The 11,085-nt window shown below is 72.5% G+C and carries 9 protein-coding genes and 1 pseudogene; 2 read left to right on the top strand and 8 right to left on the bottom strand.

The window, feature by feature from the left end; translation table 11 throughout:
• Positions 1-75: 75 nt before the first annotated feature.
• Positions 76-960: an AAA family ATPase gene (locus DEIPI_RS0115865; protein ID WP_045234484.1), complete on the bottom strand. Its 885-nt coding sequence runs from the start codon at positions 958-960 to the stop codon at positions 76-78.
• Between the two features lie 210 nt (positions 961-1,170).
• Here DEIPI_RS0115865 and DEIPI_RS0115860 point away from each other — a divergent pair, with 210 nt between their 5' ends.
• Positions 1,171-1,788 carry a nucleotidyltransferase family protein gene (locus DEIPI_RS0115860; RefSeq protein WP_245588583.1) on the top strand — a complete coding sequence of 206 codons (618 nt, stop codon included), beginning with the start codon at positions 1,171-1,173 and terminating at the stop codon, positions 1,786-1,788.
• Between the two features lie 439 nt (positions 1,789-2,227).
• Positions 2,228-6,388, top strand: coding sequence for an Ig-like domain-containing protein (locus DEIPI_RS0115855; protein WP_027482422.1), 4,161 nt, complete (start codon positions 2,228-2,230; stop codon positions 6,386-6,388).
• A 55-nt stretch (positions 6,389-6,443) separates the two neighbouring features.
• On the opposite strand, the gene DEIPI_RS41515 is transcribed toward DEIPI_RS0115855, so the two are convergent.
• From DEIPI_RS41515 to DEIPI_RS0115825, 7 genes and pseudogenes are all read right to left on the bottom strand, one after another.
• Positions 6,444-6,995, bottom strand: a complete 552-nt coding sequence (locus DEIPI_RS41515) for an XdhC family protein (protein ID WP_052351775.1) — start codon at positions 6,993-6,995, stop codon at positions 6,444-6,446.
• Between the two features lie 421 nt (positions 6,996-7,416).
• Positions 7,417-7,605 (bottom strand): annotated as a pseudogene (locus DEIPI_RS41510) (XdhC family protein); the annotation flags it as partial.
• A 61-nt stretch (positions 7,606-7,666) separates the two neighbouring features.
• Complete coding sequence (locus DEIPI_RS31680) at positions 7,667-7,921, bottom strand: hypothetical protein (protein ID WP_245588582.1); 255 nt, start codon at positions 7,919-7,921, stop codon at positions 7,667-7,669.
• Between the two features lie 9 nt (positions 7,922-7,930).
• Entirely contained in the window at positions 7,931-8,620 is a 690-nt protein-coding gene (locus DEIPI_RS0115840) for a Crp/Fnr family transcriptional regulator (protein ID WP_027482421.1), read from the bottom strand.
• A gap of 120 nt (positions 8,621-8,740) precedes the next feature.
• Positions 8,741-9,457, bottom strand: coding sequence for a TVP38/TMEM64 family protein (locus DEIPI_RS31675; RefSeq protein WP_045234482.1), 717 nt, complete (start codon positions 9,455-9,457; stop codon positions 8,741-8,743).
• A 357-nt stretch (positions 9,458-9,814) separates the two neighbouring features.
• Positions 9,815-10,543: a bifunctional dihydropteridine reductase/dihydrofolate reductase TmpR gene (gene tmpR, locus DEIPI_RS0115830; protein ID WP_045234481.1), complete on the bottom strand. Its 729-nt coding sequence runs from the start codon at positions 10,541-10,543 to the stop codon at positions 9,815-9,817.
• Complete coding sequence (locus DEIPI_RS0115825; protein WP_027482419.1) at positions 10,530-10,934, bottom strand: NUDIX domain-containing protein; 405 nt, start codon at positions 10,932-10,934, stop codon at positions 10,530-10,532. Before DEIPI_RS0115825 ends, tmpR begins: the two co-directional genes overlap by 14 nt.
• Between the last annotated feature and the right edge of the window lie 151 nt (positions 10,935-11,085).

The raw sequence follows: 11,085 nt of genomic DNA, 5'->3' as shown, positions 1-11,085 counted from the left end.
GGCGGCGCGCCGTCACGAGCCCCGCGATGCCTGCCCCCACCACGACCGTGTCGACCCGCACGTCCGCCTCCCCCCTCAGTCCGCCGCGGCCCTCGCGAGCAGACGCGGCGCGTGCGCCTCCACGAGCTGCCAGTCCTCGCGCAGCTTCAGGATGCAGCCCAGCGTCTGCGCGAGCGTCTCCGCGTCCAGCACGTCGCGGTGCAGCACCATCAGCGCCTGCGCCCAGTCGAGGCTCTCCGCGACGCCCGGCAGCTTCGCGAGCGGCAGGTCCCGCAGCTCACGCATGCAGCGCGCCACCTGCGTCGCGAGGCGCTCGTCGATGCCGGGCAGCTTCGCCCGCAGGATCCGCACCTCCTGCTCGAAGGTCGGGTAGGACAGCCACAGGTACAGGCAGCGCCTCCGGAGCGCGTCGCTCAGCTCACGCGAGCGGTTGCTCGTCAGGATCACGAAGGGCCGCTCCTTCGCGCGGATCGTGCCGAGCTCCGGGATGGTCACCTGGAACTCCGCGAGCAGTTCCAGCAGGAAGGCCTCGAAGGCCTCGTCGGCGCGGTCCACCTCGTCGATGAGCAGCACGGGCGCGCGCTCCTGCGTGATGGCCTCCAGGAGGGGGCGGCGCAGCAGGAAGTCCTCCCCGAAGATCTGCGCCTCGCGTTCCGCGAGGGAGCCGCCCTCGCCCTCCGTCATGCGGATGCGCAGCATCTGCCGGGGGTAGTTCCACTCGTACAGCGCGGTGGCCGCGTCGAGGCCCTCGTAGCACTGCAGCCGCACGAGGCGCGTGCCGAGCACGTCCGCGAGGACCTTCGCGCTCTCCGTCTTCCCGACGCCCGCCGGACCCTCGATCAGGAGCGGCCTGCGCAGCGCGGACACCAGCCGCAGCGCCGTGACGAGCGGCGCGCCCGCCACGTACCCGCGCTCCTCGAACGCGCGCGCGATGTCCCCGAGGCTCGCGTCGTGCGTCACGCGGCCCTCCGGACGGGACGGACGCGGGGAAGGCGTGACTTGGGAACGCGCGCGGCGCGGCGCCCGTGACGGTCCGCTCGGTGGTCGGGCATGCTGACTCCTTCTCCAGGAGTGTAAGCGATCCGGGCGCGTGAGAAGGTCAGCGGTCGTTCGGAGCGGGCGTGCTCCCGTGCCCGCGCCGTACGCTGGAAGCATGACGGAAGGGATGACTTGACCGCCCCACGGAAGGTCGCGGCGGTGGTGCTGGCCGCCGGGAGGTCGAGCCGCATGGGCGGCCCGAACAAGCAGCTCACGCTCCTGGACGGGGAGCCGCTCGTGCGGCGCACGACGCGCCGCGTGCTGGCCTCCGGGCACGACGAGGTGCTCGTCGTGGTGGGCCGGGACGCGCCGGACGTCACGGCGGCCCTCGCGGGCCTCGACGTGCGGATCGTGGAGAACCCGCACTACGAGCGGGGCCTCGCGACGTCCTTCCGGGCGGGCGTGGACGCCCTGCTGCCCCGCGAGGAGGTGGCCGCGGCGACGTTCCTGCTCGCGGACATGGTGCTCGTCACGCCCGACATGTACCGCGCGGTCCGCGAGGCCTTCACCCGGACGGACGCGCCCCTCGTGCTCGCGACGTACGAGGGGGGCGTGCGCGCGCCGCCGCACCTGTTCCGCCGCGATCTGTGGAACGGCTTCTCCCGCGAGGGCGATCACGGCCCCAAGGACCTCGTGAGGGCGTACGCCTCCAGGGCCGTGACGCTGGAATTCCCTGCGTGGGGCCTCACGGACGTGGACACCCCGGAGGACGTCGCCCGTGCCGAGGAACTGTTGCGCCTGTCACCATGAGGTGAGGAAAAGTGCGGCCTACAGCGAAGGAGCCTCGGGATGCTGGGAGGGATGAGAAGACTGTCCCTCCTGATGACGCTGACCGTCCTTCTCGTCGCGTGCGGCTCGCCCGGCCCGGGCACGCCGCCCACGACGAACCCGCCGCCCATTCCCGGTCCGGGTCCCGGCCCCACGCCGAACCCCAACCCGAACCCCAACCCCAACCCCAACCCCAACCCCAACCCGGACCCCAACCCCAACCCCAACCCCAACCCCAACCCCAACCCCAACCCCAACCCGGACCCCACGCCCGATCCCGAACCGCCCCCACCGGGCGCGGTGGTGGTGGAGCAGAGCCGCGTGCAGGGTCTCCCGCAGGGCGGACAGTGCGACCTCAGGGCCAGCGTGCAGGGCGGCGGCGCCGTCACCTGGACCAGCCTCGACCCCGGCGTCGCCAGGCGTGGACGCGTCAGGCCGCGTCACCGCCCTCGCGCCCGGCGAGGCCACCCTCAAAGCCGCCAACGCGGCCGCGCCGACCGTGGCGAGCACCGTCACCGTCACGGTCGTGCCCGAAGCGGACGCGCGGCTCAGCGTGCCCGTCAGCACGGTGGACCTCAATCCGGGCGACACGACGCCCGTGGGGGCCACGCTGAGCAACCTCGCGTGCGCGACCGTGACGTACGAGACCAGCGGCGGAACCGTGACTCAGGACGGACTGTACACCGCGCCCACCGAGACGGGCGACCGGACAGTGACGGTGACGGCGCGAACGGGCAGCGTGACCCGCACGGCGACCGTCACGGCCCGGCTGCGCCTGTGGACGCCCGTGCCCGCCGGGGATCTCCCGGGCAGCGCGAGCGTGGGCCGCGTGATCGTCACGCCCTCGGGAACGCCGATCACCTTCGCGGGCAGCGCGGTGTACCGCCTCGATGCCGCCAGCGACGAGTGGACCGCCCTGCGCGGCGCGAGCGGTGGACTCACCAATGGCAACCTCACCGCCGTCGCCGCGACCTCCCGCGCCCTGTACGTCGGCACGGGTGACGGCGTGTTCCGCCAGGCGAGCGGACAGACGAGCTGGACGCGCACGCAGACGTTCAACGCCACGACCGGGCTGGGCCTGCCGACCGGGAAGAGCACCCTGGACCTGCGTGTCCTCGGCGGCAGACTGTACGCGGCGCAGAGCGCGAGCGTCACGAACAACCAGAGTCGTTCCGTGTTCGTGTACGACGAGGACGCCGCCACCTGGACCCCGGTGGGTACCTTCGCCGGGGACGTGTCGGCGGGCAGCGTCACCATGGTGGGCTCGACGCTGTACGCGGCGCAGTGGAACGGCCCGGTCTGGCGCCTCGTCGGTGACACGTGGACGAAGGTGAACGACCTGCAGGTGGGCGGGCTGGAGGTCGGCCCGGACGGGAAGCTGTACGGCCTGCGCGGGATCAATGGCGACAACGGCGTCTTCCGTCTCGACGGGGACACCTGGACGAAGGTCCTCAACATCTTCCCGCCCGCCCGGCTCGTCACGATCCAGGGCGAGCTGTACTTCCTCGGCACGAACGAGCTGCGCCGCCTCTCCGACGGCTGGGCGCCGCTGGCCCAGCCGTACGGCACGCTGCCGGGCGGTGGGCGAGACCTCGCGCTCGGCGCGGACGGCCGCCTGTACGCCGTGACGCAGGACGGCTCCGGGCAGTGGCGCGCGTGGCGTAGCCCGCGCGGCACGCTGACGTCGTCCTCCGGCCCGGTGACGGTGACGGACGTGAACGTCACGCCGGGCCCCGTGGTGGGCGTACGGGTCAACACCAACCGGCCCCTGAAGGCCACGGTGGGCGGCGTGAACTCGGGCGCGGTGTACTGGCTGTCGAGCGACAAGGGCGTGGTGAGCGTGGACCGTGACGGCATGCTGACGGGCGTCGCGCCGGGCACGGCGGTGATCACGGCCCGCGCGAAGGACGACGTGACGAAGCTCGCGCGCGTCACCGTCGTCGTCAGCGACCCGCAGGCCAGCGTCGGCGCCATCGAGGTCACGCCGGTCCGCGCGAACGTGGAGGTCGGCAGGACCGTCCGGCTCGCCGCGTCGCTGGAGACCACCTACGTCGGGATCGCCTCGACCGTGGGCGTCCTCGCGGCGGAGCCCGACCGCGGCGTGCGCTGGACGAGCAGTGACGACGCCGTCGCCACGGTGGACGCTCAGGGCGTCGTCACGGGCCGGGCCGTGGGAGAGGTCACCGTGACCGCCACGTCCGTCGCGAACCCCTCGCTGAGCGCCGCCGCGAAGGTCACGGTGCTTCCCGCCGTGATCGTGGCGCCCGGCGCGGGCGTGTGGACCGCCGAGGCGGCCCTGCCGCCCGGCAGCACCCTGAACGGTGACGTGGAGATCCGCTCCGTCGGGGTGGGCGTGGACCGCGTGTTCGTGCAGACGAACGGGCGCGGCCTGTGGTCGCGGCCCCTCTCGGGCGGCGCGTGGACCTCCGTGACGGGCGTGAGTCAGGTGTTCGGCTGGGTCACGGACGACGCGGGCCGCACTTACGGCGGCGGTGAGAACGGCTACGTCGCGATGTACCAGAACGGCACGTGGAGCAACATCAGCCTGCCCTCGTCCGCGCGCCGCTACGTCGGACGCCTCGCGAGCTGGGGCGGGCTCGTCTACGCCCTCGTGAGCGGCGACTCGGGCTCCAACGTGCCCGCCTCCGTGTACGTGCGCGACAGCGGCGCGTGGCGTCTCCTCGGGAACCTGCCCGTGTTCGCGGCGGACGGCCTCGCGGTGCGTGGCGAGCGCGTCGCGGTGTCCGCGACCGACGGGTACGTGTACCTCTGGAACGGCTCGGCCTTCGCACCGCGCGGCGACCGCCGCGTGGACGGACGCGGCAACCCCATCCGTCTTTACGACGTCGCCCTCGACGACGCGGGCGCGATCTACACCGTGGACCGTGGCAGCGTGCAGCAGCTCGGGACGGGCACGAACACGTGGCGCAACGTGGGCGTGGTGAGCACCTCGCGGATCGTCACGACGCCGCAGGGCCTCGTGACGGGCGGCGGCAGCGGCGTGTTCCAGCTGCGCTTCCCGGACCTCGGGCTGGTGAGGCTGGGCTCCAACTCGCTGCCCAGGGGCGAGTTCGGCGCCTTCGACGTGGCGGCCGACGGCGGCGTCTGGGTGGGCATGTCCTTCACGAAGGCGCCCGACCTGAACGTCTACCGCGTCACGCCCGACCCGCGCGTGGACGCCGCCGACCTCGACCTGCCGGTGACGACGGCGGGCTACCTGGGCGGCGCGGGCGGGGACGACGTGCGCGGCGCGGACATCGCCTCCGACGGCACCATCGTGCTGGGCGGACGCTTCGAACGCACGGACCTCGGCGTGACGCCCACCTACCTGCTCGGCGGCGGCGAGGGCGCGGTCGCGCGGCTCAGCGGCGACGGGAAGCGGGTGCTGAGCCTCACGCGGCTCGGCGGGATCATCTACGACCTGGAGATCGACCGGACGTCCGGGCGGATCGCGGTGATCGGCGACTTCGGCTTCGCGCTGCTCTCGGCGGACGCGAAGAACGTGATCTGGAGCGTACGTGAGTTCGGGCTGGACGCGGAGCGACGCGTCGCCGTCGCGGGGGACGGCACGGTCGTGACGCTCGTGAACGGCACCCCGGGCGGGCGCCTCGTGCGGGCGTACGACGCGCAGGGCGGCAAGCTGGGCGAGCGCGTCTTCACGGACAGTTTCGTGATGGACGTCGCGGTGGACCCCGTGAGCCGTTCGGTGTTCGTGGCGGGCTACAACAACAAGGTGCTCCCGCAGGACAACAGTCTGCCGGGCGCGCCGGTGCAGGTGGCGTTCCTGCGGTCCTTCCCGTACGACCTATCCGCGGCGAAGTGGCGCAACTGGGACTACTCCGGCGGGGACCTCAACGGGCAGGAGGCGGACACGCGCGGGTACCGGATCAGCCTGGGCCGCGACGGGATGCTGTACTTCCTGGGGGAGAACGCGGGCGGCAACACCATCTTCCGCTGGGACGAACGCTCGCCCATCGGCACGCTGGGTGACGGGCGGCGCGGCCTCATCGAGACGGACTGCGCCTGCTGGGTCGCGTACGACGAGTACAGCCTGCCTTACAACGCGGGCGCGGCGCACTTCGGGTACTTCGCGCGGATCGACCCGGCCAGCGGCAACGTCCTCAAGGGGCAGTTCGCGGTGCCGAGGTTGCCGAACACCCGCTCGAACGCGTTCCGGGTGCGGGCCATCGCGGCGGACGAGGGGGGCCGGGTGTACGTGGGCGGCGTGAGCGCCTACACCTTCCCGAACCGGACGGGCAAGTCCGTGGGCGGTCAGGCGAGGAGCGCGTACGGCGGCGGTGACCTCGTGATGCTGATCGTGTCGCCCGACTTCGGCACGCGCATCGCGTGGCACGCGATGAACCGTCAGGACCCCAACGGGACGCTGGAGGAGGGCGTGCCGAGGGCGTTCCCGGTGGGCGCGTCGACGGTGAACGCGGTGGCGGCGGCGAACGGGAAGGCGGTGTTCGGCGCGACGGCGGCCGGGAAGCTCGTGGCGGTGAACACGGACCGTCCGGAGCCCAGCGCGGACGTGGGGGACTTCGACCCGGACGGGTACTACATCGTGCTGCCCATGAACTAGGTGCGGAGACGCGCGGGCGGCCCGGTCCGACGACCGGGCCGCCCCACGCTTCCCCTCAGTCCGTCCCGGCGACGCTCGGTTCGGCGGTACGTTCGTGAATGCGTCCCTCGTGCCCGGCGAGGAAGCCGCCGCTCTGTCCGCGCCGCAACGCCATGAGCTCCGCGACGATGCTGAGGGCCACCTCGTCCGGAGTCTCGGCCCCGACCCGCAGACCGACGGGACTGCGGACCCGCGCGAGCTGGGCGGGCGTGGGCGTGAAGCCCTCCTCGTGGAGGGCGCCGAGGAGCCGTTCGAAGCGCGAGCGCGGCCCGAGCACTCCGACGTACGGCGCGGGGGAGGCGAGGGCATGCCGCAGGCTCTCGCGGTCGCGGTCGAGGTGGTGGTTCATGATGACGACGTGACTGCGCGGCCCGAGCCGCAGGTGCGCGCCGAACTCGTCGGGGGAGAGCAGGTCGAGGGTGGCGCCGGGGAAGCGTCCCCTCGTGAGGAAGCCCTCGCGGGCGTCGACGACGCGGACGTCGTAGCCGAGCGCGCCGGCGTGAGCGGCGAGCGGGAGGGCGTCGTGACCCGCGCCGAAGACGACGAGTTCGGGCGGCGGGGTGTTCACGACGAACAGCAGTTCGGCGTCGCCGCCGGGGACGCGGTGCGTGCCGGGCGTGTGGAACGCGCGCGGCGCGGAGGGCGTCCTCGGGCCGCGCGAGGAGCGCGCGGGCGTGCTCCTCGGCCTCGAGGGTCAGGTCGGGCGCGGCGAGGCCCGCGTGCAGCAGCGTACCCCGCACGGGTCCCGCGGCGGGCACGAGCAGGCGGCCCTCCGCGCCCGCGAGGGGCGTGACGAGCACGGCGGCGCGGGCCTCGTCGAGGACGTCGAGCCACGCTTCGAGCAGGGCGTCCCCGGTGAGGGGTTCGATGAGGATGTCGACGCTGCCGCCGCAGCCGATCCCGAGGCCCCACACGACGTCCTCGCTGAGGTCGTAGCGGGTGAGGCGCGGCGCGCCTTCCCGCAGCGCGTCGAGGGCCGCCTCGACGACCTCGGGTTCCAGACAGCCGCCGGAGAGCATGCAGGTCTGCACGCCGTCGTCACGGACGAGCATGGCGGCGCCCTCACGGCGGTAGGCGCTGCCGTGGACGCGCGCGACGGTCGCGAGGGCCACGCGCTGACCGCGCGCGTGCGCGTCTCGGGCGGAGGCGACGAGTTGACGGGTCTCGGATCGTTCCATGACGACCTCCAGGAGTGAGGAAGGGCGCGCCCGGACGCGCGCGTTTGGGTTGTCCGTTCCCTCACTCTAGAGGATCGTGGGGCGCTTCATGGGCGTGCTCGACCACGAAGGTCCACGCGCGCGCGCCCCCGGGGAGGGACACGTCGGGCGGCTCCACGTCGAAGCGGGCCTGCACGAGCGCGAGGCCCGGCTGGGCAGGGGAGCGCAGCAGCTCTCCGCCGCGGAAGCCGGGCACGCGCGCGAGATCGTCGAGGAGAGGACGCAGCCGGCGGGCCGCGTCCTCTCCCCTGAGTTCCACGTACAGCACGTGGCGCACGCGTTCGAGTTACCTCTCGACGAAGCGCTTGAGGGCGTCGAGGCGGACGATCATGGGCGAGCGGGGACGGACGATCGCGCCGATGGAGCGGAGCTTGCTGAGGCTGTGGCTGACCGTCTCGCGGGTCGCGCCGACCATGCGGGCGATGTCCTCCTGATTGAGCTTCAGGCCGAGCTCCACGCCCTGCGGGTGGGGCTTGCCGAACTCCCGTCCGAGACGGTAGAGGAGGCTCGCGACGCGTTCGGGCGCGCTGTACGCGCTGACCTCGGCGGACCAGGCCTGCGTCTCGAAGAGGCGTCCGGCCATGAGGCGGATCAGCTTCATGGCGAGGTCGGGTTTGCTGGCGAGGAGCTTCTGCAGTTCGGCGCGCGGCAGGACGATCAGGACGGTCGGCTCGACCGCCTCCGCCTGGGTGGGGCGGCGTTCCTCCGGTTCGAGGAGGAGCTCGCCGAAGGTGTCGTGCTGGCCGACGACGCCGAGGATGGCCTCCTTGCCGTTCGGGAAGAGCTTGCTGATCTTCACGAGGCCGGAGCGCACGAAGTAGAGCGCGTCGGCCGGATCGTCCATCCGGAAGATGACCTCGCCCGGCTGGTACGACCGGTACGGCGTGGAGACGGCCACGCGCTCCAGTTCCGCCAGTTCGAGATCGGCGAACAGTTCCGTGCGCTTGAGGTGCCAGACCAGACTCGGGTAATTCATGGTTGCTTTACTTTATACACGAAAAGTCAGGACCGCTCATGACGATTCCCACCAGAAAGCGGCACTCATGAAGATTTTTCCTCATCTTACACCACGTTGGTAAAGAAAGTCACGAAAACATCACCGCGAACGCGCCGCGCGTCGGGACTGTACGAACCGCAGCGCGAGAAACGCCGCGACCGCCACCAGCGTCGCGCCGCCCAGCGCCCACAACAACCGCTCGAAGCTCTCCCCGAACAGAGCCAGCAGCAGACACACCGGCGCCGTCCCCGCCGCCGAAGCCAGCAGGAACCGCCAGAACCCCATCCCCGCCACGCCCGCGAGAATGCTCACCGCGTCCGTCGGGACGAGCGGCGTGAGCCGCGTCACCGCCACCGCCCACAGACCGTACCGTTCCACCACGTCCCGAACGCGGGCCGCCGACTCCGGACGCAGGTGCCGCCGCACGACCGAATCCCCGAACACCTTCCCCAGGCCGTACCCCAGGCTCGCGGCGGCCAGCAGCCCCGCCCACGCCAGCAACGCGCCCCACACGGGCCCGTACGCCAGGACCGCCACCACCATGATCGGCAGGGCCGGGATGAAGGCCAGCACCGTCTGCAGCAGGTTCAACGCGAGCAACGTCAGCGGCCCCCACGCACCGAAGCCCTGCACCCACACGCCGATCCGCTCGCGGTCGCCGCTCACGAGCACCGACACCGCCTCGTTCGTCGCCTCCCGCGCGGACGGTACCAGCGCGTACACCAGGCCCAGCGTCAGCACCAGCGCCAGCAGGATCAGCCACTCGGGAACCTCCCGACGTGGCCGTCCGGACGTGCTCCCAAGACCGTCAGACATGCCCGACCAGTTTCGCCCGGCGGCACCTGAAACTCCTGGGCGGCACGTGAGGACGGCGCGAGAAAGGCGCGATCGGCGCGAGGGACGTCACGTGCACATTCTAGGGACGCCCACCGGGGACGAATGGCCATTCGCCACTCAGGCCGCCGTGCGGCCCCTCGCTCTTGCCCGGGGCGGTGACGCGTCCCTACGAGCCCGGGGGGGTGGCCGTCGGCGCGTCTCTGCACTCATGGCGTCGTACGCACCGGGACGGCCCGGTGCTCATGTGGAGGCCGTCGGCGCGTCTCTGCACTCATGGCGTCGTACGCTCGGGGACGGCCCCTCGCTCATGCCTGGGGCGTCAGCGTGTCTCCACACTCAGAGGTTCCACCCTCCCGCCACCTCCAGCACCTGCCCCGTCACGTAGTCGCTCGCGCGGACGAAGGTCAGCACGGCGTCCGTGAGTTCCTCCACCGTGCCGAGCCGCCCCGCGGGAATCTCGCGCAGGGGCTGGCTGACGCTCGTCTCGATCACGCCGGGCGAGACGACGTTCGCGCTGACGCCCGTGCCCGCCTCGGACTTCGCGATGGCGCGCGTCAGGACGATCACGCCGCTCTTGGCGACCGCGTACGGCACGATGCCGGGCCGCGCCACGAGGTGCTGCGCGCCCGCGTACCCGAGGTTCACGACGCGGCCCCACCCGGCCGCGCGCATGAGCGGCACGGCCTCCCGGCAGGTGTAGAAGGTGGCGCTGAGGTTCGAGTCGAGCATGTCGCGCCACTCCTCGACCGTCGTCTCGATCCAGGGTTTGTGGACGTAGTTCCCGACGTTGTTGACGAGCACGCCCAGCCCGCGAAAGGCCGCGTGCGCCTCCCGCACGATGCGCGCGGCGGCCTCCGGGTCCGTCACGTCGCCCTGCACGGTCAGGGCGTCCACGCCGAACGTCCGCGCGAGGCGCGCCGTCTCCTCGGCGCCCTCGCGGGAGCGGCGGTAGTGCACGGCCACGTCGAAGCCCTCACGCGCGAGGGCGAGCGCGACGCCGCGCCCGATGCCGCCGCTCGCGCCCGTCACGAGCGCCGTGCGGCGCCCGCCCTCAGCCGCGCTCACGGGCGACCTCCACGAGGGTGCGGGTGAAGGAGTTCAGCGGGTACGTCATGGCCTCGTCGAGCGTGACCCACGCCCACGTCTCGATCTCCTCATTCGGGACGACGTCCGTCTCCCGCGTCTCCGCGAGGAAGTCCACGAGGACGAAGTGCGCGGGCTTGTGGAACTCGGGGCTCAGCACGGCCTCCTGCACCTGCGCGAACCGCTCGTCCGTGACGTGCAGCCCGACCTCCTCGCGGAACTCGCGGCGCAGGGCGTCCGCGAGCGTCTCGCCGTACTCCACCTTGCCGCCCGGCACGCCCCACGCGCCGCGCCACTTCGTGGTCCGCACGATCAGCCAGCGTCCGTCGGGCCCCCGGACGAGCGCGCCGACGCAGGTCAGCGGGCGGTCCACGAGGACCTCCCTTCGCGACGCACGAGCCCCTCTCGCCACAGCTGCACGCCCACGAGCACGCCCACCTGCGCCGCGAGCAGCCCGAGGTAGGCGCGCGGACGCCCCAGCGCCACGCAGACCCCGAGCGCCGCGAGCTGCGTGGAGAGGCCCA

The sequence above is a fragment of the Deinococcus pimensis DSM 21231 genome, from assembly GCF_000519345.1.
Classification (GTDB): Bacteria; Deinococcota; Deinococci; order Deinococcales; family Deinococcaceae; genus Deinococcus_A; species Deinococcus_A pimensis.
This window is presented reverse-complemented; position numbering and strand designations above follow the sequence as displayed.